Origin of the sequence: Shewanella sp. SM73 (genome assembly GCF_025653795.1) — a bacterium.
Classification (GTDB): Bacteria; Pseudomonadota; Gammaproteobacteria; order Enterobacterales; family Shewanellaceae; genus Shewanella; species Shewanella oncorhynchi.
Genome location: NZ_JAKKRY010000015.1, coordinates 87668 through 108742 on the forward strand (window position 1 = coordinate 87668; position 21075 = coordinate 108742).

19 protein-coding genes are annotated in these 21075 nt (G+C 46.7%); 12 read left to right on the forward strand and 7 right to left on the reverse strand.

The window, feature by feature from the left end:
• Positions 1-67: 67 nt before the first annotated feature.
• The 10 genes from ilvC (at position 68) to L5M51_RS18300 (ending at position 12335) form a co-directional block, all read left to right on the forward strand.
• Positions 68-1546 carry a ketol-acid reductoisomerase gene (ilvC, locus tag L5M51_RS18255; RefSeq protein WP_105250470.1) on the forward strand — a complete coding sequence of 493 codons (1479 nt, stop codon included), beginning with the start codon at positions 68-70 and terminating at the stop codon, positions 1544-1546.
• Between the two features lie 691 nt (positions 1547-2237).
• Positions 2238-3911, forward strand: coding sequence for an acetolactate synthase 2 catalytic subunit (gene ilvG / locus L5M51_RS18260; RefSeq protein ID WP_263173998.1), 1674 nt, complete (start codon positions 2238-2240; stop codon positions 3909-3911).
• Positions 3908-4165: an acetolactate synthase 2 small subunit gene (gene ilvM, locus L5M51_RS18265; protein WP_173248005.1), complete on the forward strand. Its 258-nt coding sequence runs from the start codon at positions 3908-3910 to the stop codon at positions 4163-4165. Before ilvG ends, ilvM begins: the two co-directional genes overlap by 4 nt.
• Positions 4166-4222: 57 nt before the next feature.
• Entirely contained in the window at positions 4223-6082 is a 1860-nt protein-coding gene (gene ilvD / locus L5M51_RS18270) for a dihydroxy-acid dehydratase (protein WP_173248004.1), read from the forward strand.
• Between the two features lie 17 nt (positions 6083-6099).
• Positions 6100-7701, forward strand: a complete 1602-nt coding sequence (gene ilvA, locus L5M51_RS18275) for a threonine ammonia-lyase, biosynthetic (protein WP_173248740.1) — start codon at positions 6100-6102, stop codon at positions 7699-7701.
• A gap of 207 nt (positions 7702-7908) precedes the next feature.
• A complete protein-coding gene (locus L5M51_RS18280) occupies positions 7909-9042 on the forward strand; it encodes a pyridoxal-phosphate-dependent aminotransferase family protein (protein WP_173248002.1) in 1134 nt (377 codons plus the stop codon).
• 1 nt (position 9043) lies between these two features.
• Entirely contained in the window at positions 9044-9304 is a 261-nt protein-coding gene (locus L5M51_RS18285) for a hypothetical protein (protein WP_105250466.1), read from the forward strand.
• A gap of 502 nt (positions 9305-9806) precedes the next feature.
• The gene (locus L5M51_RS18290) at positions 9807-10427 is read left to right on the forward strand and encodes an imm11 family protein (RefSeq protein WP_131526149.1); all 621 of its coding nucleotides are present in this window, start codon (positions 9807-9809) and stop codon (positions 10425-10427) included.
• A 47-nt stretch (positions 10428-10474) separates the two neighbouring features.
• A complete protein-coding gene (locus L5M51_RS18295; protein ID WP_263147546.1) occupies positions 10475-10993 on the forward strand; it encodes a DUF4303 domain-containing protein in 519 nt (172 codons plus the stop codon).
• Positions 10994-11471: 478 nt separating this feature from the next.
• Complete coding sequence (locus L5M51_RS18300) at positions 11472-12335, forward strand: Tim44 domain-containing protein (RefSeq protein WP_263174002.1); 864 nt, start codon at positions 11472-11474, stop codon at positions 12333-12335.
• Between the two features lie 243 nt (positions 12336-12578).
• On the opposite strand, the gene L5M51_RS18305 is transcribed toward L5M51_RS18300, so the two are convergent.
• Together L5M51_RS18305 and L5M51_RS18310 are read right to left on the reverse strand one after the other, a co-directional pair.
• Positions 12579-13943 (reverse strand): sodium-dependent transporter, encoded by a 1365-nt coding sequence (locus L5M51_RS18305; RefSeq protein WP_263174005.1) that lies wholly within the window; start codon positions 13941-13943, stop codon positions 12579-12581.
• A 340-nt stretch (positions 13944-14283) separates the two neighbouring features.
• Complete coding sequence (locus L5M51_RS18310; protein ID WP_105253008.1) at positions 14284-14784, reverse strand: Lrp/AsnC family transcriptional regulator; 501 nt, start codon at positions 14782-14784, stop codon at positions 14284-14286.
• Between the two features lie 189 nt (positions 14785-14973).
• Between L5M51_RS18310 and L5M51_RS18315 the strand changes: the two genes are divergently transcribed.
• On the forward strand, positions 14974-15699 hold the full coding sequence (locus L5M51_RS18315) for a substrate-binding periplasmic protein (RefSeq protein WP_263174006.1): 726 nt from the start codon (positions 14974-14976) through the stop codon (positions 15697-15699).
• An 83-nt stretch (positions 15700-15782) separates the two neighbouring features.
• Here the strand turns inward: L5M51_RS18315 and L5M51_RS18320 are convergent, their stop codons facing one another.
• The 3 genes from L5M51_RS18320 to L5M51_RS18330 all read right to left on the reverse strand — a co-directional run bounded on the left by L5M51_RS18320 (position 15783) and on the right by L5M51_RS18330 (position 18873).
• Positions 15783-16592, reverse strand: a complete 810-nt coding sequence (locus tag L5M51_RS18320) for a phosphatase PAP2 family protein (protein WP_173913158.1) — start codon at positions 16590-16592, stop codon at positions 15783-15785.
• Between the two features lie 93 nt (positions 16593-16685).
• Positions 16686-18164, reverse strand: coding sequence for a cell envelope integrity protein CreD (gene creD, locus L5M51_RS18325; RefSeq protein WP_263174008.1), 1479 nt, complete (start codon positions 18162-18164; stop codon positions 16686-16688).
• 178 nt (positions 18165-18342) lie between these two features.
• Positions 18343-18873: a hypothetical protein gene (locus tag L5M51_RS18330; RefSeq protein ID WP_168825954.1), complete on the reverse strand. Its 531-nt coding sequence runs from the start codon at positions 18871-18873 to the stop codon at positions 18343-18345.
• 251 nt (positions 18874-19124) lie between these two features.
• Here L5M51_RS18330 and L5M51_RS18335 point away from each other — a divergent pair, with 251 nt between their 5' ends.
• Positions 19125-20297 (forward strand): winged helix-turn-helix domain-containing protein, encoded by a 1173-nt coding sequence (locus tag L5M51_RS18335; protein ID WP_263174009.1) that lies wholly within the window; start codon positions 19125-19127, stop codon positions 20295-20297.
• Here the strand turns inward: L5M51_RS18335 and L5M51_RS18340 are convergent.
• Both L5M51_RS18340 and L5M51_RS18345 read right to left on the reverse strand, forming a co-directional pair.
• Positions 20294-20641 carry a hypothetical protein gene (locus L5M51_RS18340; protein WP_263141187.1) on the reverse strand — a complete coding sequence of 116 codons (348 nt, stop codon included), beginning with the start codon at positions 20639-20641 and terminating at the stop codon, positions 20294-20296. The genes L5M51_RS18335 and L5M51_RS18340 overlap by 4 nt on opposite strands.
• A gap of 36 nt (positions 20642-20677) precedes the next feature.
• Complete coding sequence (locus tag L5M51_RS18345) at positions 20678-21043, reverse strand: hypothetical protein (RefSeq protein WP_173247981.1); 366 nt, start codon at positions 21041-21043, stop codon at positions 20678-20680.
• Positions 21044-21075 lie beyond the last annotated feature (32 nt).

Below are 21075 nucleotides of genomic sequence, written 5' to 3' on the forward strand. Positions count from 1 at the left end.
AACCAAGTCGTAACATTATGTTAGTTTGGTTGCGTCCAAAATTTCTGACTTATAGGTGGTATATCAGATGGCTAACTATTTTAACTCTCTGAATTTACGTCAACAATTAGCACAGCTTGGCCAATGTCGTTTCATGGATCGTTCTGAGTTTAGCGACGGCTGTAACTACATCAAAGATTGGAATATTGTTATTTTAGGTTGTGGTGCTCAAGGTCTTAACCAAGGCTTGAACATGCGTGATTCGGGTCTGAATATCTCTTTTGCCCTGCGTCCTGAAGCGATTGAACAGAAACGTGCCTCATGGCAAAAAGCAACCGATAACGGTTTCCGTGTCGGTACCTTTGAAGAATTAATCCCTGCGGCGGATCTGGTTCTTAATCTGACGCCGGACAAACAGCATTCAAACGTGGTTAACGCAGTTATGCCACTGATGAAGCAAGGCTCTACCTTGTCTTACTCACACGGCTTCAACATAGTTGAAGAGGGTATGCAAGTTCGTTCCGATATCACTGTGGTGATGGTTGCGCCTAAGTGCCCTGGCACTGAAGTGCGTGAAGAATACAAACGTGGTTTTGGTGTGCCTACCCTTATCGCTGTTCACCCAGAAAACGATCCAAACGGTGATGGCTTAGAGATTGCTAAAGCCTACGCTAGCGCAACGGGTGGAGACAGAGCCGGTGTTTTACTGTCGTCTTTCATCGCAGAAGTGAAGTCGGATCTGATGGGCGAACAGACCATTCTGTGCGGTATGTTGCAGACGGGTGCCATCTTAGGTTACGAGAAAATGATCGCCGATGGCGTTGAGCCAGGCTATGCGGCCAAGCTTATCCAGCAAGGTTGGGAAACGGTCACTGAAGCACTGAAACACGGCGGCATCACTAACATGATGGACCGTTTGTCTAATCCAGCCAAGATTAAAGCATTTGAAATTGCAGAAGATTTAAAAGAAATTCTGCAACCATTATTTGAAAAGCACATGGATGACATCATCAGCGGCGAATTCTCACGCACTATGATGGAAGACTGGGCAAACGATGATGCGAACTTACTGCGTTGGAGAGCCGAAACTGGCGAAACAGGTTTCGAAAATGCGCCCGTATCGAGCGAGCATATCGACGAACAAACCTATTTCGACAAAGGTATTTTCCTTGTCGCTATGATCAAAGCGGGTGTGGAACTGGCGTTCGATACCATGGTGTCTGCGGGTATTGTGGAAGAGTCGGCTTATTACGAGTCACTGCATGAAACCCCACTGATCGCTAACACGATTGCTCGTAAGCGTTTGTACGAAATGAACGTAGTGATTTCAGACACAGCCGAATACGGTTGCTACCTGTTCAATCACGCCGCCGTACCTATGCTGCGCGACTATGTTAATGCCATGTCATCTGAGTATTTAGGTGCTGGCCTGAAAGACTGCGCAACCGGTGTCGACAACCTAACGCTTATCGCAGTTAACGAAGCGATTCGTGAAACGGCAGTGGAATATGTTGGCGCTGAGCTTCGCGGTTATATGACAGATATGAAGAGCATTGTTGAGGCTTAATTGATAGTGAGTTAAGCCCAGCATTGGGGGAGAGGGTTGAGACTCAAAGGACTTGGGTCTCAGCTCAGTTCCCAAGCAAGCTCAAGATAGTGAAACGCGCATCTTGAGCTTGCTTAGTGATGAATCAGCTTAGTGATAAATCAGTTAGTGAGAAACAAATTTTTTCCTGTTCAGTGGGTTGTCGAGCGGGCAAAAACGACACAGTTAGTGAGTCTATCGTTAAGTAGGTGAATCGCGCCGACTGAGGCTCAACAGTTAACGTTTTACTTTGTTGTTTTGCATTGTCTCGGCAGGGAAGCTGAATTTTTTTTGACAAAAGATATTTTTTATTGTGTTTGGCCGTTGCTTTATGGTAAAGCTAATAGCTCGCGCTAGGGCAAAGCCCAAAGCGAAACTAACTTTCATGCAATATCCCAATTTTAGAAACACCGATTAGGAATCCATATTGATGTTTAACCAAGCTGCCAAGCTCATTCTCGTGATTATTACCGTCGTGATTATTAAATCACAGCGGGGGCGGCGCATGGCGAACTGATAGACCTAAAAGGTTAAAAGTTTCGAAAGAACCCCCCGCTCCGAAAGGACCGGGGGGTTCTTCGTTTCAGGGCCTAGAGTAAGGTTCTAAGCTTCGAAAGAGTAAAAAATTAGCGTCGATTTTCGGCAATTCAGGACTAACGTAGCGAGAGAGAATATGGAACCAGGGCAGATGATCAGAGGCGCAGACGCGGTAATCAAAGTGTTAGCAGCACATGGAGTCACCACAGTGTTTGGTTACCCAGGTGGTGCCATTATGCCAATATACGATGCCCTCTATGGAAGCCCTGTTGAACATCTGCTCAGCCGTCACGAACAAGGCGCCGCCTTTGCGGCCGTAGGATACGCAAGAGCCAGCGGTAAAACCGGCGTGTGCTTTGCGACCTCAGGCCCAGGCGCGACTAACCTGATCACTTCCTTAGCCGACGCGCTGTTAGATTCAGTGCCTATCGTGGCCATTACGGGCCAAGTCTCTACCGCCGTTATCGGCACTGATGCGTTTCAAGAAATCGATGTGCTGGGCATGTCACTGAGCTGTACTAAGCACAGCTTTATGGTGACAAATATCAACGACCTGATCCCAACCTTGTATCAAGCCTTCGAAATCGCCGCATCCGGCCGCCCTGGCCCTGTGTTGGTCGATATCCCGAAGGATATCCAACTCGCTCACCTCGAATACCGTACACCTTTGCTGGCCGTCACCAACGAACCCCAAGCCGAGATGAGTGATATCGAGGCCGCCCGTGCGCTGTTGGCTGAGGCTAAACAACCTATGTTGTATGTCGGCGGCGGTGTGGGCATGGCGGGCGCGGTCGATCAACTGCGTGAGTTTATCAAAGTAACGGGTATACCTTCGGTCGCAACCTTGAAAGGGCTTGGCAGTATCGCCCACGGCACGCCAGGTTACTTAGGCATGTTAGGCATGCATGGTGGCAAGGCGGCTAACTTAGCGGTACAGGATTGTGATTTGCTGATCGTGGTTGGCGCCCGTTTCGATGACCGAGTCACCGGCCGTTTAGCGAGCTTTGCCGACAAGGCCAAAGTGATCCATTTAGACATAGACGCCGCTGAGCTGGGCAAGTTACGTATGCCAGAGGTGGCAATCGCTGGTGACTTACGCCAAATCCTCCCCGCCTTAGCCATGTCGATGAACATTACGCCTTGGCAGGCTGAAGTGGAGCATTTATCCCGTAAGCATCAATGGGATTATCAACACCCCGGCAGTTTGATTTACGCCCCTGCGCTGCTGCGCCGTTTAGCCAATAAATTACCCGAAGACAATGTTGTTTGTTGCGATGTGGGCCAGCACCAAATGTGGGTGGCCCAGCATATGTGGTTCCGCCGTCCAGAAGATCACCTGTCCAGCGCTGGCTTAGGCACTATGGGCTTTGGCTTACCCGCCGCCATTGGTGCGCAAGTGGCGCGTCCCGATGCGACTGTGGTGACTGTCTCTGGTGATGGTTCTTTTATGATGAATGTGCAGGAGCTGACCACCATCAAACGCCGCAAGTTGCCGGTGAAAATCGTGCTGATCGATAACCAAAAGCTTGGCATGGTGAAGCAGTGGCAACAGCTATTCTTTGAAGAACGCTACAGCGAAACGGATTTATCCGATAACCCTGATTTTGTTTTATTGGCCTCCGCCTTTGATATCCCTGGCCGCACTATTTTTTCTTCCGACGAAGTGGAAGAAGCCTTAACCGAAATGTTAGCGGCTAAGGGCCCGTATTTGTTACACGTTGCAATCGATGATGCTTTTAATGTTTGGCCACTGGTGCCCCCCGGCGCATCAAACAGCGATATGATGGACGAAATGGAGAAACAAACATGATCCACTCTCTGGAATTAACGGTTCAACAACGCCCCGAAGTGCTTGAGCGTGTTTTGCGCGTGACTCGCCATCGCGGCTTTACGATTACCCAAATGCAGATGCGTATGAATGACGACGCTAGCCTGTCGCTGGATATAGAGGTCGATAGCGAACGTGCCATCGAACTGCTAAGTAATCAGCTGAATAAACTGATTGATGTGACCCAGTGTAAGGTATTGTTACCGCTGAGCTTGCAACAAACGGCGAATGCTTAAGCATTCGCCATGTGAATTAAGAATACCATTTTCGATTTGAGATAAAGGATACAGTCAATGCCAAAGTTACGTTCAGCTACCAGTACCGAAGGCCGCAATATGGCGGGTGCCCGTGCGCTATGGCGCGCCACAGGGGTGAAAGACAATGATTTTGGTAAGCCAATTATCGCTATTGCTAACTCCTTTACTCAGTTTGTACCGGGTCATGTGCACTTAAAAGACATGGGCTCACTGGTGGCGAGCGCCATCGAAGAAGCGGGCGGTATCGCCAAAGAGTTCAACACGATCGCCGTCGATGACGGTATCGCCATGGGCCACGGTGGCATGCTCTATAGCCTGCCATCGCGTGAGCTTATCGCCGACAGTGTGGAATACATGGTTAATGCCCACTGCGCCGATGCTTTAGTGTGTATCTCCAACTGCGACAAGATCACTCCCGGCATGTTGATGGCGGCGCTGCGCCTCAATATTCCCGTCGTGTTTGTGTCTGGCGGACCGATGGAAGCGGGTAAAACTAAGCTGTCGGATAAGCTCATCAAACTCGACTTAGTCGATGCTATGGTGGCGGGCGCCGACTCGAACGTGAGCGATGAAGACAGTGCCAAAATTGAGCGTAGCGCGTGCCCAACCTGTGGCTCTTGCTCTGGCATGTTTACCGCGAACTCAATGAACTGTTTAACCGAAGCCCTAGGGTTATCGTTGCCGGGTAACGGCTCTATGCTGGCAACCCACGCGGATCGCCGCGAGCTGTTTTTAGAAGCGGGTCGCCGCGTGATGGCGCTGGCAAAACGTTATTATCATCAAGATGATGAATCGGCATTACCACGCAATATCGCCAACTTCAAAGCCTTCGAAAATGCCATGACCTTAGATATCGCCATGGGCGGTTCATCTAATACTGTATTGCATTTATTGGCCGCCGCGCAGGAAGCCGATGTTGATTTTACCATGGCGGATATCGACCGTATGTCGCGCCTTGTGCCGCACCTTTGTAAGGTTGCGCCATCAACGCCTAAATACCATATGGAAGACGTGCACCGTGCGGGCGGTGTGATGGGGATTTTAGGCGAGCTCGACAGAGCTGGATTACTGCATACCGATGTGTTCCATGTGGCGGCCGATGAAGGTGGCTATTTGAAGTCTGTATTGGCGAAATACGATGTGATGCAGACGCAAGATGAAAAAGTAAAACATTTCTTTATGGCGGGACCTGCGGGGATTCCGACCACTAAAGCCTTTAGCCAAGATTGTCGCTGGCCGTCACTGGATAATGACAGACAAGAAGGCTGTATCCGTAGCCGCGAGTTTGCCTTCAGCCAAGAGGGCGGGCTTGCCGTATTGTCGGGCAACGTGGCCGAGAACGGCTGTATCGTTAAAACGGCGGGCGTGGATGAATCGAATCTGACCTTCATCGGCTCTGCTCGCGTCTATGAAAGCCAAGATGATGCAGTGGCGGGTATTTTAGGCGGTGAAGTGGTGGCGGGCGACGTGGTTGTTATTCGTTATGAAGGCCCGAAAGGCGGCCCAGGTATGCAAGAAATGTTGTACCCAACCAGTTACTTAAAATCACGCGGGCTAGGCAAGGCCTGTGCGCTGATAACCGACGGTCGTTTCTCTGGTGGTACTTCAGGTTTATCTATCGGCCACGTCTCACCCGAAGCTGCCGCTGGCGGCACAATCGCCTTGATTGAAAATGGCGATCGCATCGAAATTGATATACCCAAACGCAGCATCAAGCTGGCGGTAAGCGATGCTGAACTCAATGCTCGCCGTGAAAAAATGCATAGTCTTGGCCCAATGGCGTGGAAACCAATTGGTCGCCAGCGTTATGTGTCACTCGCGCTTAAAGCCTACGCCATGCTCGCCACCAGTGCCGACAAGGGCGCGGTGCGCGATCGCAGTAAACTGGAGGACTAATTATGTTTACTGCATCTATGTTGCCACTCTCATCGCAAACTCAGGCGGATTTAGCCCATTTTCAGTTGGCACAAAGCTATCTGCAAAAAATCCTGTTGTCATCCGTGTATGACATAGCGAAAGTGACGCCGCTTTCCAGCATGAACAAGTTATCGGCGCGTTTGGGTTGTCAGGTATTTTTGAAGCGCGAAGATATGCAGCCAGTGCATTCCTTCAAGTTACGCGGTGCCTATAACCGTATCGCCCAGCTGACGAAAGAAGAATGTCAGCGCGGTGTGGTGTGTGCTTCAGCAGGCAATCATGCTCAGGGTGTGGCGATGTCAGCGGCGAGTCGCGGTGTGGATGCTGTGATTGTGATGCCTGAGACGACGCCCGATATTAAAGTCGATGCGGTGCGCCGTTTAGGTGGCAACGTGGTATTGCACGGCCAAGCCTTCGATCAAGCCAATGGTTTTGCGATGGCGATGGCCAAAGAAGAGGGCCGAGTCTATATCGCGCCCTTCGATGATGAAGCGGTGATCGCAGGCCAAGGCACTATCGCCCAAGAGATGTTGCAGCAGCAGCGCGATCTTGAAGTGGTATTTGTGCCCGTGGGCGGTGGCGGTTTAATCGCGGGTATCGCAGCCTATTACAAGGCGGTGATGCCGCAGGTGAAAATTGTCGGCGTCGAGCCAGAAGATGCCGCTTGTTTAAAGGCGGCGATGGAAGCGGGCGAGCCGGTGACGCTGGCGCAAGTCGGTTTATTTGCCGATGGCGTGGCGGTTAAACGTATCGGCACTGAGCCGTTTCGAGTCGCGAAACTTTATGTCGATGAAGTAGTGACTGTCACTTCGGATGAAATCTGCGCTGCGGTGAAAGATATCTTCGAAGACACCCGTGCGATCGCCGAACCCGCAGGGGCCTTGTCCTTAGCTGGGCTTAAAAAATATATCAGCGCTAATGCCCATGGTGATTGCGGCAATGGTGAGAAGGTCGCCGCGATTTTAAGTGGCGCGAATGTGAATTTCCACAGTCTGCGTTATGTGTCGGAACGCTGCGAACTCGGTGAGCAGAAAGAAGCGGTACTGGCGGTGAAAGTCCCTGAGCGTCCTGGAAGTTTCTTAACATTCTGTGAGTTGCTCGATAAGCGGGTGATGACAGAGTTTAACTATCGTTTCAGTAGTCGTGATCTTGCCGTGGTGTTTGCCGGCATTCGCTTAAGCCGAGGCCAAGGTGAGCTAGAACAAATCATTGCCACCTTAGAGACCAATGGTTTTGAAGTGCAGGATTTATCCGGCGATGAAACCGCGAAATTGCATGTGCGTTATATGGTCGGTGGTCATCCACCAGAGCCTTTAGAGGAGCGTTTGTTTAGCTTCGAGTTTCCTGAACATCCCGGTGCGCTGCTGAAGTTTTTAACTACCTTGCAGAGTAAATGGAACATTAGTCTGTTCCATTATCGTAACCACGGCGCGGCCTTTGGCCGAGTGCTGGCGGGATTTGAAGTACCCGCGAGTGATGCCTTGCCGTTCCAACAGTTTTTAACTGAACTGGGTTTTGTCTATCAAGAGGAAACTCAAAGCCCTGCCTATCAGCTGTTTTTAAATGCGGGTAACGGCAACAAGGCGTTACAACCTTAGCTCACCATGCGCGTGATAGTTATGTTAGTCATAACTAAGGCTAAAGGAGGAGCGCACAGGCGCTCCTTTTTGTGGTAGTTTTGTAGACTTAATACTCTAGCCGCCGATTAGCGCGCCACAGTTAAGTCGCTGACTTAATCCGCTGACGATTGGCTAACGAATAATAACTAGACTTCGACCTACACCTACACGCATTAAGGAGACATGATGTTACCAGCACCGCGTTTTACCGCTTTTAATCCTCCTCGCCGTATTTTAATGGGCCCTGGCCCGTCGGATGTTTATCCCGAAGTGCTTGCGGCGCAGTCCAGACCTACGGTTGGCCACTTAGATCCGCTGTTTGTGGGCATGATGGATGAGCTTAAGAGTCTGATCCAATACGCCTTCCAAACTAAAAACGAAATGACCATGGCGGTATCAGCGCCGGGCAGTGCGGGCATGGAAACCTGTTTCGTTAACTTAGTCGAGCCGGGTGAGAAGGTGATTGTCTGCCGTAACGGTGTGTTTGGTGAGCGTATGCGCCAAAACGTCGAGCGTATGGGCGCCATTGCCGTGCTGGTGGACAATGAGTGGGGCACACCTGTTGATCCTGCTGCGGTTGAAGCGGCACTGAAAGCCAATCCCGATGCCAAATTTTTAGCCTTTGTGCACGCCGAAACCTCAACTGGCGCCTTGTCCGATGCCAAAACTCTGTGCGCATTAGCCAAAACCTATGGTTGTTTGAGCATAGTTGATGCGGTGACTTCCCTTGGCGGCGTTGAGTTAAGAGTCGATGAATGGGGCATAGATGCTATTTATTCTGGCAGCCAAAAGTGTCTCTCCTGTGTACCGGGTTTATCGCCTGTGTCTTTCTCGCCTGCTGCCGTCGAAAAACTCAAGAATCGCAAGACCCCAGTGCAAAGTTGGTTCCTCGATCAAAGCTTAGTGATGGCCTATTGGACCAGCGCGGGCGGCAAGCGCAGTTACCATCACACTGCGCCAGTGAATGCGCTTTATGCACTGCATGAATCCCTGCGTATTTTAGCGGCCGAAGGCTTAGAGAATGCGTGGCAACGCCATCATGACATGCACTTAGTGCTGCGTGCTGGGCTGGAAAAGTTAGGGCTAAATTTTGTGGTGGCCGAAGATTCGCGTCTGCCACAACTTAACGCAGTTTACATCCCCGCTGGAGTCGATGATGCCGCGGTGCGGACTCGTTTGCTCAAAGATTACAATCTCGAAATCGGCGCCGGCCTTGGCGCCCTTGCGGGCAAAGCATGGCGCATTGGCCTCATGGGTTTTGGTGCCCGTCGCGAAAATGTCGCCTTATGCCTCAAGGCATTAGAAGAGGTGTTGAACTAATATGCCAAGATTACGCCTTGCCTTTTGCGGGCTAATGATCGCTTTGCTCAGTGCCTGCTCGGTGAATAATACGAGCAATGTCTCCTGCGATTTTGTGCGCGGAACCAACAATAATCAAAGCATGCGCGACGCGAGCGGCCACGATACGGGCAGCGCCGATGAGCGGCAAAAAGATGTCGGTATCGGCTTCTTGAATGTCATCTTCGGCGGCATCAGCCGAGCACTTTCTTCCGATGATTCATCGGATGGAAAGTGTTTGTAACTTAGTTAGTTTTAGTGGTTTTGATTAAACGAAAATCCCCGAAATGCGGGGATTTTTTAATTTTGTTAATAAAGTCGCTTTTGGCAGCAGGTAATATTGATTTAGCACTGTCATTCCACTGACTCGCCGACTTTAGTTTAAAAAATAAGTTGACCCTATCGGCCCTACGGCGGTATCTGCTGTATATGGCTAGATTTATAACAAGACTAGAATGTCGCAATCATATGGATGTGAATGAGCGAGCATGTAGCCAATGGTCACTTCCACGACAGTGCTTAATCCCGTTAAACCCTTGGTATGCCTGATAGTCTGTTATTTATAATTATGCATTCCGAGAATTTAATACCGAGAATTTAACAATGGGTGGCTCGTTAAGCTTTTTTGACTTGCGAGGGAATATTATTGCTGGCAACAGAGTAAAACGATGTTTAAAATAAATTCAAGTTTGCGCTAATGCTTTCTTAGGGACATTAAACTTTTAACCTATTACAGGGTAGTTATTATGAGTATAAATCCACAGGCATTTTTTATTGTGCAATCAGATCCTGATGGTAAGGGAATACCGTATTTTATGGATAAACATTGGACTCCTGAGCTACCTGACTATGAGTTTTATGACTCACCACCATGTGAGGGTGATTTTTTAAATGCTTATTCTCTTAAAGCAAAAACATATCAACTGAATGGTGATTATTTGGTTGATGAAAATTTAGTTTCTAATGAAATGTTATACTTGTGTGAAAAATTAAATGTTAAGTGTATTCGTATTCCTGTCGATATTAACCTGCATCGAGGAGTTCGGCCGCAGAAAAAGTACTTTTTATTTTTTCCACTAAGTTATTTGTCTATCTTAGATAAAGATGAGTCCACTTATACTATCTCGATTGACTTAGATTCTGGAAAATTGAACACGCAAGAGGAACGTGGGTTAAAGAAGACATATTATGAGTCTATAGATAAATTTAAAATAAAGAATAATATTCGTGAACATTTATTCTTTTGTAACGAGATAGCGGCTTCTGTATGTTCTATTCAGTTTAAAAACGAGTACGAGGCTCTTGGTTTAACGGGTGTGAGTTTTAAGGAAATAAATGATAATTATCAGTATTCTGCATGGAGCTGAGTGTATCATAAAATGAAAATATTGAAGCTAAGTACAAGGAGTGAATAATGGACTGGACTGAGTTAGAAGAAAAATGCTTTGAAATTACATACGATACAATCAAGATGTTATTGTTAGAAAATAAAGATGAGGCATTCTATGCGGTATCTCTTTACACTGACAGTAGTGCCATGTCAGCATCATTAAGTGCTAGCTCTGAGGGTAAGCTTAAAAGCATTCTCGTTGCTGAAGAAGATCAGAGCATAGAGTGTGAAAATTACTATAGATGGGCAGTATCTGAGTGGTTTTATGATGGATATAATGCGGGAGCCTTCTCTAAAATAAGTAAGATGCTTCGAGAGGACTCATCTCGAGAAATAAACTTTGCAAAGTTTAAAAATGAACTAATTAAGACATTATCAAATGTACTAATCAGAATAAAAAGAGAACTGCCTATTGAGCTAAATTCGACAGTGTGTTTTGTTTCAATTACTGACGACGATGAGTCTGAGGAAATAGAAAACTCTTCTGCAAAATTAATAAACGATGCCCCCCTTTTAATGGCATTTATTTTAAGATTTGACTAATTAACCGTACAGGTTTATCTATAAAAATAGAAAAATAATCTCTTTTTAAAAAAGATGAAAAAATATAGGACAAACGCATCTTTTCTTCATGGCGATTATTCTAAATCTTGATTCAAAAGATATGACTGCTGAGATGGTCACCTCTGTCTGGACTTCGGTTTGGGTAGTTCAGGCTATCAGAATGTACGGCAGTTTATGGGATTAAGCACTGGCATGTAAGTGACCGTTGGCGGCATGGCCGCTCATTCACATCCATGTGATCGCGACATTCGTATGTCCATATACAGCAGATGCAGCCGTCGAGCCCGCATGGATGACTTATTTTTAAACCAAAGTTGGCGCGTCACTGGAATGACAGTGCTAATCGCAACTCACTAAATATGCACAGGACAATCAGCCTTCGCTTTTTGCTAATTGACATATAATGTCATCCCGCTATTATGGCAGCACCTCAGATTACACGAACAAGATCCTATAAATGAAAAAGTTATTTATTATGCTGGCGATGATTTTTGCGGTTAGCTTAGTTACTAGCCCAGTCGTTGAAGCAAAAAAATTCGGCGGTAGTAAATCTATCGGCAAAAGCCATCAAACGGCTCCGGCTCAACCAGCGGCGACCAACACACCGACTACGGCGCCAGCGGGAGCACCGGGCAAAAAAGGTATGATGGGCGGCATGTTAGGCGGTTTATTAGCAGGTGGCTTATTGGCTGCGCTGTTTATGGGCGGTGGTTTTGAAAATATTCAAATCATGGATATTTTGATTATCGGTTTGCTGGCATTCGTGCTATTCAAAATCGTTCGTACTGTGATGGCCTCAAAAGCGGGGGCGCAGCCAAGACCGGCCTATGCAGGGGCGAGTCAGCCAAGTACTAATCTACAGCGCCAACAGACTGAACAAACAGGTTTTGCCACCAATGCAAACAGCGGCAGCAATGGCTTTGGCCAAGCGATAAGCGATGTGCCCTTTAATTTACCCGCGGGTTTTGATTTACCAAGCTTTTTGGAAGGCGCTCGCAGTCATTACAAAACCCTGCAATTGGCGTGGAATGAAAACGATTTAAGCAAAATCCAAGAGTATGTTTCTATTGATCTTTACAATGAACTCAGCAACCAACGTCGCGAGTTAGTTGGCGATCAGCACACAGAAGTGATGTTTTTGGATGCAGAACTTGTCCGCGCCACACACAATGCAAATCTTGCGGAAGTGAGTGTTAAATTTAGCGGCCGCTATCGCGATACCGTTGAAGGCGTAGAAGAGGACATTAAGGAAATCTGGCATTTAGAGCGTAACGTAACGCAAGCCAACTCACCTTGGTTAATTGTGGGTATCGAACAGTAATCAGCTCAGTGTTTAAAGCAGCCTTAATCTCTTAAGGCTGCTGTTTACATCCCCTTTCGTTTCAATCCAGCCTTACCCTAGCAGTTCAACGTCATCGATAGATTGAAAAAATCCGGCTGTCATCGCATTCACTATTGGCGGCAGCAAGACTTTGCTGATTATTTTAAAGTAGTTAATTAGTGCATCAATTGCTAAATAAAAAATCCCCGCACTTAGCGGGGATTTTGTTATTTGTTCAAAGGGTTACACAAATTGCCTGATGGCGATCGCGATGATCAGTACTGGGCACACATACTTCACGTACCTTGGCCAAATGCGCCAGAAGAGTCCTGTGGTATCGACATCATCTTGTCCACGAATCGCCTTAAGTAATTGTGTTTGGCGCCAAATCCAACCTAAGTAAATCGCGATGCCAAGGGCGACCAGCGGCTGGGCGATTTGGGTGGTGAGCATAATAGTGACGCTAAATAACGTCTCAAAAAATACCGCCAGTAATAGAGATAATGAGGTCAGTAATAGGCCGATGATCAAGGTGGCGCGCTTGCGGCTGAGTCCGAATTTTTGCATCACATAGCTAGTCGGAACTTCGGCGATGGAAATGGCTGAAGTCAGGCCGGCGATGATCAGCAGAATAAAGAACACCACGCTGATGATGAGGTTGGCGGTGTCTCCTAAGGTCGAAAATAAAGCGGGTAAAACAGTAAACACCAGCGCATCTGAATCGAGTAATTTGCCCTCGGCGTTAAAAATCTCCACGCCATTATGCTGGGCCACATACATGGCAGGGATAATCAAGAAAGCGGCGAGAAAGGCGATGCCACTATCGGTAAAGGCAACCCAGACGGTCAGCTTGGCGATATTCTCTTTTTGGCTCAAATAGCTGCCATAAACCATCATGGCACCTGTGCCTATGGTGAGGGAGAAGAAGGTTTGTCCGAGTGCGCTGATCAAGGTATCTGGCGCCAGTGCCTTGGCAAAGTTAGGCGTTAATAGTGCGGTAATGCCTTCGCTCGCGCCATTAAGAGTGAAGATATACGCCACGCCTGCGATCAGCATGATCAACAATAAGGGCATCAAGCGTTTCGACCATTTTTCTATGCCTTCTTGTACGCCTTGCAGCAATACCAGAAATACGAGTGTGCTGAAGATCAGCGTGAACACCAGATTGCGCGACAGCGAGAAATCCACTAACCAAGCTGCGGTGTCGTTCGAGCCCAAAGCTTTGGCAATCGGGGCGATGGCGTAGCTGACAAACCAGCCAGAAAGAATGCTGTAGAAGGTATAGATTAATCCCGCGGTGACGATGGAAATCAAACCTATCGCCTTGCCTAAACCGCGAGTTAGGGTGTTGAAGCCGAGTTTGCCCATGGCATCGGCGGGATTGGTCTGTCCGTGGCGACCTATCATGAGTTCGGCCATTAACATGGGAATGCCTAGGATGAAAATCAGTACTAGGTAAACCAGCAAAAAGGCTCCGCCGCCATGGGTGGCTGCTTGGGTGGGGAATCCCCAAATGTTACCTACACCAACGGCGCTACCGGCTGCCGCCATGATAAAACCTAAGCGTGAGCTGAAGTGGTTAGTCGAACTTGTATTGGCCGATTGCATTGTGCCTCCCGTAAAAAGAAGGCGTATCTTAGGCGGATAAATTAGGATTTCAACGCAATTTTAGTGCGTTAATTTGGTGTTAATTTGCAATAATTTATCGGTTTTTGACTATAAGTTAATGTTGTGTGCCGCCTATCTGTTTTGTGCGAGATTTTATTGCTATCAGGTGCGACTGATGGTTGAGATTTGGCGAATCATTGCGATGATAAAAATTCATTGAATTGTGATCTTATGGTCAAAAAATACCGTATGGCAGATGTCTAACCGCTATTTTGTGCTATGACTGTTACTTGTGCCGCTGTCTTGTTTGCGGTGTTTGCTGTGACTGTTGAGTGTTGGCTTATGCTTGAATGTTGACGTGCCCTAAGGGAATGGCCGTGTGGTCCTTAACCTTTTTGAGGACAAAGCTGGAATGCACCCCTGCGATATGCACGTTGGTCGTGAGTTTATCTAACAGGAAAGTGCGAAAGTGCGCCATATCTTGTACTAGCACTTTAAGTTGATAGTCGGCCTCAGAGCCCGTGATCAGCGCGCATTCTTGGACTTCTTCGTAGGCGAGTGCATTGGTTTCAAATTGATTGAGAATCGCCGGCGTATGTTTCTCCATTCGAACATGGATATACGCGGTCAAATGCAGGTTGAACTTATCCGCCGACAGACGCGTTGCATAATCGGCAATATAACCCGCTTCTTCTAAGGCTTTAACACGGCGCGAGCAAGGAGATGGCGATAGTCCGACTTTATTGGCCAGTTCGAGATTCGATAATCTGCCGTGAGTTTGCAGTAAGCGCAGAATTGTTAAATCGAGTTGATCGAGTTTGTAGGGGTGAGTGTCTGTCATTGAAAGCTTAGGGTTAACTGAGTCAGCCTCTAGTTTGCCAGTCTTCGCGGACTTTGCCAAAAATCTTGATCAAATGAGACATTTTAAGGTTGTGACAGTGATAACGGATAGAGATTTTGGGAGTCGTGCTGTTTGGAACTCCCGTTATTTACCGCTATTGTTATGATACTAATAAGAGTGAGACACTGTATGCGCTTGAGTTTGTTGCTAATCTGCTTATTCATATTACCGACTTATGCATTTTCTGCATCGTTAACCATTGGTAGCGCTCTAAATCGACCGCCTTATATTATCGAAGATGCTGAATCAGGGCTTGAGATCGAGATTATTAAGGCCGCGTTTAAGGAAATGGGGCAGCCAGTCAACTTCAAATTCTACTCTCGTAAACGCCAAGTTTTATATTTCAATAAAGATCGATTAGATGCTGTAATGACGATGAACCCTGCAAATGGCGTTGATGGTTATTGGTCCAATGATTATGTTGAATATACCAATGTGGCGATCAGTTTGGCCGAACAACACCTTGAAATAACACGTATTGTGGATCTTAAAAAGTACAGTGTCGCCGCTTTTGAAAATGCTCGCTTCTTACTTGGCCCTGAGTTTAATGCCGTAGCGCAACAGACTATTTATCGTGAAGTCGATAGCCAATTAAGCCAGAACCGTATGTTGTACTTAGGTCGCATTAATACTGTGATTACCGATCGTTATATATTCGCTCAACTGAATAAGTTCGTTGAGGATGATGTTGATACCCAGCAAGCATTAAGCTACCACTTTATTTTCCCCCCAACATCCTATCGAATGGTGTTCCACAACTCAGTGGCGCGGGATACTTTCAATCAAGGGCTCGCTAGAATTAAGGCCAATGGAATTTATCAGGCTCTAGTGGCAAAATACTTAGGCAGTGCTTAGCAATGCCTAAGTATTTAACTTCATAGTGTTTGAAGCTGTCGTATGTGAGTCGACAGCCAAATCCAGACGCTGAATTAACAGCGTTAGCGCTCAGATCCTTTAGCAAACGCATGCGAGAGTGGACGCAACTTACTGACAAAGAACACGCTACATCCGCTGATGATGGCGGCTAAAAAGGTTGAAAACAGTACATCCTGTGGCCAATGCATGCCAAGCAGCATACGGCTTAATCCCATCAAAAATCCCCAGCTCCATAACGCCATGACTAAGCTAGGTAATCCAGCGAGTAGCAAATAGTAGCTGGCGGTAAGCACTAGCGTCACAGCAAAAATGGTATGTCCCGAAGGAAAAGAATAGCCGATTTCATCTTCCCAATGCTGATGGATCCGTGAGTCGAGTTTTAAGGCGGGTTCTGCAGCGATCAAGCCATCGAGTGCATTGGCAATTGTCTTTGAACGTGACTGTTTATCCAATTGATAAAAGGCATCGAGTGAAAGCGGTTCATGCTTAGGCAGTGCTTGTTCTGCTAGAAAAACGAGATTAGGTCTGGGTTCTTTAAAATAGGATTTGAGGGTGTGGCTTAAGCCTAAACTGATAACTTGGCTGAGGCTGATGGCAAAAAATAAACTTATAAAGAGTGGTTTAGGCATATGACGATAGGCGATCGCCAATACAAACAAGACTGTTGCGACGCCATAGGGCGCAGTGCCCGTCATGGTAATCCAATATAAGGTTTTGGCTAAGGTAGAGTGCAGATCGATCAGTGGAAACAGCTGATTCTGTGTCAGTAATAGTAAGCCCGGAATGGTTGCCAACAGTATCCAAGCTAAACCTAAACGGCGTAAAAGATAGACGCTATGGGTCAAAATATAAGCCTCTTCATAAAACGCCATAGGCTACAACGCGGCAATGGTTTTGCCAATAAAAAAATCCCGACAGCAAAAGATGGCGCTGTCGGGGGTCTTCAAGGGTGGATCGGTAGGGCGCTATTGCGCCGTGTTCTTAGGGTGATGCCTAGTCACGAACATCAAAATCAACAGTACGACTAACAGTAAACCTGAACCCATCAATAAGGCGTAATCTTCCAGTTGCAGTATCGAGTACAGCACTGCATATAAACTCACCAGCATAATGCCCACTAATGCACCGCGCTTAATACTTGCTGTGGCACTCCCTACATAAGCCGATACCGACAGCACGGGAATACAGGCGGCAATTAAATAGGCATGCAAGAAGGCTAGATGCTCAGATAGCGAGAGTAGTAGCAAATAGAACAAGGCCATGGCGCTGCCGACTAACACATATTGAATCGTGCTGAGGCTGGTTTTTTGTCCAATTTCGAAGATAAACAACATGATAAAAGTCAGCACGATAAACAATAGGCCGTATTTTACCGAGCGATCAATCTTGCCGTAGTGAGTCACTGGTTCGAATAAAATCGCATTAGCCGACACTTCAGTCAGAGTCGATTGATTACTCTTAATAAACTCTTGTGGATAGTTACGGGTTAAGTGGCTGATATTCCAACTTGCAGTAAAGCCTTGCGCGTTGATGTCCCGTTCTGCGGGTAATAATCCCTTAAAGCTTGGATGCGGCCAGTCGGCGCGAATATTGATTAGCGTTTGCTCGCCTAGTGGCAATGCGCTGATAGACTGAGAGCCGCGTAGTGTCATGGCAAAATCCACACTAAAATCACTCGCTTCGCTGACTTGGATCTTTTGATTAAAGCCTTTTTCTAAACCGCCAGTGGATAACCCCGTGCCCGACATCAGTGATCCAGAGAGTAAGGTCGATTCACCGGTGATTTCAATTTTTTCTACTTTATCAATTGCTTGATTCGATGACACCCCAAAGACTAACCGGGCATTTTTGTTATCGAAGGCGATAAGGTTAGGAATATCATAACGGTTAAGGCTGAAGTCGGCCTGACCTTGTAGAGCTGCGTTATACACCAGCGATTGATAAATGCCACGGGTGCGAAAATCATGTTTTAGGTCTAAGTCGAGGGTGAGCTTTTTCGGTAGGATCACTAGCTCATCTTGATAGGTACGCTTCACTTCATGGCGAGTTTTACCGTCGTTACTGACTTCTTCTTGTAACACAAAATAGCTGTAAGGGATCACTAGCGCAGGACCTGAGAGGGTTTGCTGCTCACCCCATGAACGGCCGATTTCATCGACAACGCTGTGGTAAAGGGCTTGGCGATCAGAAGTCATATCCATAATGATCCCCAGCGGGATCAACGCGAGGATTGAGAGTATGCCAATGGTTAAGGCTTTTAATAAGGTGGTGTTTTTTAATGCAGTTCCCTTTGCGGTGGCTACTGCCAACGGTTCTTGTGCTGACATATCGATTCCTTGACTTCGATTAAATTTTTTGAGGAGTGCGCGCACCACTAAATAGGCTGCGCTACCAAATAAGGCCAAACTAAGTAGGGTGAGTACCCAGAAAATAATGCTGAACATTGAATTTCATTCCCTATGAAATACGACCGAGACTTATCCGCTAAGATTGTGCAGAGTTAACTCGGTATCACGGCGGGGGTATTAAAACAGATTTTCTTACAAAAGTTGCGGGCAAGTTGCTGATCAATAGTGGCAAAATTATGGCGATTGCCGCTAAACCCATACTCATTATTCAAGTTTATGAATCTGATAGTGGGATGTCTTTGCCAAATTTTGGGTGTTTTTTCTCGTAGTCATTTTCTTTTTTAATATGCTTGAGCAGTGCTTCGAAGCTTTGCTTAAAGACGTCAAGTTCTGCGGAATAGACTACGGCATGGTGAGAAAACCAGTGGTGTTTTTCTCGATCACGGTTACTGTAATCAGGCCAAATACGTAGCTCATACTCATCACCCATGACGACAATGACATAGGCAATGGCGCCATTGCTAAAGATGATACATTGGGGCAGGTACACCAGCTCTTCGCCTTTAAATAACTCATACTCTATCGCTTCGGTGCGCCAACTCACTATCGGTAGCGGCGCCTCGATAGAGCAACCAATCGACTGATGCTGATTAAACAGTACGGCGTTAATGTCATCCATTGAAAAGGGCTGGTGATCGCCATTTTTAGCAGCAAGTGAATACAAGATATTCATCAAAAATGGCAGCTTAGTGCCATTACCCGTTTTGCGGCCGCAGAGTTGTGCTTGGCGATAGTAGATATTCATCATCAATCCTTAATGAAGAGCCTATGCCAGATAGGCTCTATTTCGAGTCGTGAAACTAACGGGTAGGTAAACCGATAGCCGTTAAGGTATAAATGGCTTATGTTATCCGAAGATACTGCCTAGTGAGTAGACTTGTGCGTACATTTCACAAACCTACTCATTGAATAGTGTGCTAAATACTTTTATTTTCAGTTTGTTATGTTTTTTTTGCTCTGGTTTGGTATTTGCTTGTCGTTGAATTTGGAGAATCGATGTCTAATCCCTTTTCACCCTGCGAGTGGCTGCAATTAAATATGCAGCAGCAAGGATTATTGCAACCATATACCTCTGTCACCGAGGCAATTTCACGTCTCAGTTATGTGCAAATTGACTCTATCAACGTGGTTGAGCGAGCGCATCATCATGTGCTGCATAGTCGTATGCCAGAATATCAGCCAAAGATGCTTGATATGGCTTTAGCCAAAGGAGAGATCTTCGAATATTGGTCCCATGCGGCAGCTTATTTACCGATTGCCGATTACCGTTTTAGTTTGCAGCGTAAACAGCAGCTGCAAAATGGCGGTAAGCATTGGTTTGAGCCCGACGATAAAATAATGCAGGAAGTGCGGGCGCGAATCCTCGCAGAAGGGCCACTCAAGGCCAGTGATTTTGAACATAGTGAAGCTAAAAACGGTACCTGGTGGGATTGGAAACTCGCGAAAAAAGCCCTAGAGCAGCTCTTTATGCGTGGTGAGTTGATGGTGGTGCGGCGGGAGAAATTTCAAAAGGTTTACGATCTTACCGCGCGTGTGTTGCCACAAGATGTAAATGCCAAAGCACCGACAGATAGTGAATTTACCCGCTATCTAATTGATCGTTATCTTGATGCCCACGCCTTCGGTACTGCGGCGCAAATGGCTTATTTACGCAAAGGTATGAAATCAGCAGTAGCCCAAGAATTGGCAGAGTTGTTAGCTCACGGGTTATTAGCGTGTTTTAAGGCTGCGGGCCAAAGCTACTTTTATCGCCCTTCATTACAGCTAAATGCACCATTATCTAATAAAGTGTGGCTGCTTAATCCCTTCGATAATTTATTGATCCAACGGCAAAGATTAAAGCAATGGTTTGATTTTGATTATCAAATCGAAGTCTATGTCCCAGCCGAAAAGCGTCAGTATGGTTATTATTCTTTAGCAATTCTGTGGCGCGACACTTTTGTTGGCCGCGTAGATGTTAAAGCCGATCGTCAAGCTAACCTATTGCTATTACAGCAATTGATTTTAGAAGAGGGCGTGATGGTGAATGGCTTAGATGAGGATTTCTGTGCGGCCTTTGATATCGCAGTCAGTGAATATGCTCGTTTCAATGGTTGTGACCGCTGGAAGTTAGTTAAGGCTAACCATAAAGGCCTTAAGCAAAAGTATGCTCGCCAACAAAAGCTTTAATTATTTGTCTCTTTAGTTGGAGCATCCATAAAGCGAAAGCAGCCATACAGTAAGATTAGATACAGCAGTGGCAACGCAGCAATGACTAAAGATGAAGAAGTCGCAGTGCTATCGCTCGTAATCCGATAACAGGGGATATACACGGCGGGATAAACTAGGCTTCCCCATAGAAAACACTGATTCATCAATCGATAGATAAAAGCGGGTTTAATGCTTGATTGACTGGCCAGTCCCATCAAACTGGCGAGAAGCACACCGGGATAAGTGAGTAGCGGCAGGCCACCAAGCAACAATAATCCCCAAAGAAGATAGTCCTGATAGTGTGTGCTGATTGTGACATCCATTGTAGCTTCATTCCTTGATTGTTCGACGCTAAAGCATTAAGTCTGTTTATGCTCTGGTTGCAGCGGTGGCTTTACTGCCAGCCCTTGCTGCATCTTAAGCCAAAAGCTTTGCTGACATAGATTGCTAAAGGATTTTTGCTGCGGCGAAATCGCAATATGAGCTGTTACAACCCGATAGCTGAGCCAATAATCTTCACAAACCATGTCTGACTCATAAGCTTGTTTATCTTGCTCGCTTAGCTTGCTAATCACAACCCCGTTATCGAAGTGATAAAGCGTTATGGACTCACAAATCTCCACATTATCATCGTGATAGGTTTGCTGCTCGTTTGATTGGCTTACCACGTAGACAGGGCTTGGATAGCCTTCAATAGCAAGGATATAGCTGGCGAGTTGTTGCATTATTTCCCCAAGTGACTCAATGCTTGAAGTGT

Excerpts from the sequence above, each read along its gene's own strand:
- L5M51_RS18305 (WP_263174005.1), bottom strand. The coding sequence starts at position 13,943 with ATGCAATCGGCCAATACAAGTTCGACTAACCACTTCAGCTCACGCTTA.
- L5M51_RS18310 (WP_105253008.1), bottom strand. The coding sequence starts at position 14,784 with ATGACAGACACTCACCCCTACAAACTCGATCAACTCGATTTAACAATT.
- ilvG (WP_263173998.1), top strand. The coding sequence starts at position 2,238 with ATGGAACCAGGGCAGATGATCAGAGGCGCAGACGCGGTAATCAAAGTG.
- L5M51_RS18335 (WP_263174009.1), top strand. The coding sequence starts at position 19,125 with ATGTCTAATCCCTTTTCACCCTGCGAGTGGCTGCAATTAAATATGCAG.
- L5M51_RS18345 (WP_173247981.1), bottom strand. The coding sequence starts at position 21,043 with ATGCAACAACTCGCCAGCTATATCCTTGCTATTGAAGGCTATCCAAGC.
- ilvA (WP_173248740.1), top strand. The coding sequence starts at position 6,100 with ATGTTGCCACTCTCATCGCAAACTCAGGCGGATTTAGCCCATTTTCAG.
- L5M51_RS18290 (WP_131526149.1), top strand. The coding sequence starts at position 9,807 with ATGAGTATAAATCCACAGGCATTTTTTATTGTGCAATCAGATCCTGAT.
- ilvD (WP_173248004.1), top strand. The coding sequence starts at position 4,223 with ATGCCAAAGTTACGTTCAGCTACCAGTACCGAAGGCCGCAATATGGCG.
- L5M51_RS18315 (WP_263174006.1), top strand. The coding sequence starts at position 14,974 with ATGCGCTTGAGTTTGTTGCTAATCTGCTTATTCATATTACCGACTTAT.
- L5M51_RS18285 (WP_105250466.1), top strand. The coding sequence starts at position 9,044 with ATGCCAAGATTACGCCTTGCCTTTTGCGGGCTAATGATCGCTTTGCTC.
- L5M51_RS18330 (WP_168825954.1), bottom strand. The coding sequence starts at position 18,873 with ATGAATATCTACTATCGCCAAGCACAACTCTGCGGCCGCAAAACGGGT.
- L5M51_RS18320 (WP_173913158.1), bottom strand. The coding sequence starts at position 16,592 with ATGGCGTTTTATGAAGAGGCTTATATTTTGACCCATAGCGTCTATCTT.
- L5M51_RS18280 (WP_173248002.1), top strand. The coding sequence starts at position 7,909 with ATGTTACCAGCACCGCGTTTTACCGCTTTTAATCCTCCTCGCCGTATT.
- ilvM (WP_173248005.1), top strand. The coding sequence starts at position 3,908 with ATGATCCACTCTCTGGAATTAACGGTTCAACAACGCCCCGAAGTGCTT.
- creD (WP_263174008.1), bottom strand. The coding sequence starts at position 18,164 with ATGTTCAGCATTATTTTCTGGGTACTCACCCTACTTAGTTTGGCCTTA.
- ilvC (WP_105250470.1), top strand. The coding sequence starts at position 68 with ATGGCTAACTATTTTAACTCTCTGAATTTACGTCAACAATTAGCACAG.
- L5M51_RS18340 (WP_263141187.1), bottom strand. The coding sequence starts at position 20,641 with ATGGATGTCACAATCAGCACACACTATCAGGACTATCTTCTTTGGGGA.
- L5M51_RS18300 (WP_263174002.1), top strand. The coding sequence starts at position 11,472 with ATGAAAAAGTTATTTATTATGCTGGCGATGATTTTTGCGGTTAGCTTA.
- L5M51_RS18295 (WP_263147546.1), top strand. The coding sequence starts at position 10,475 with ATGGACTGGACTGAGTTAGAAGAAAAATGCTTTGAAATTACATACGAT.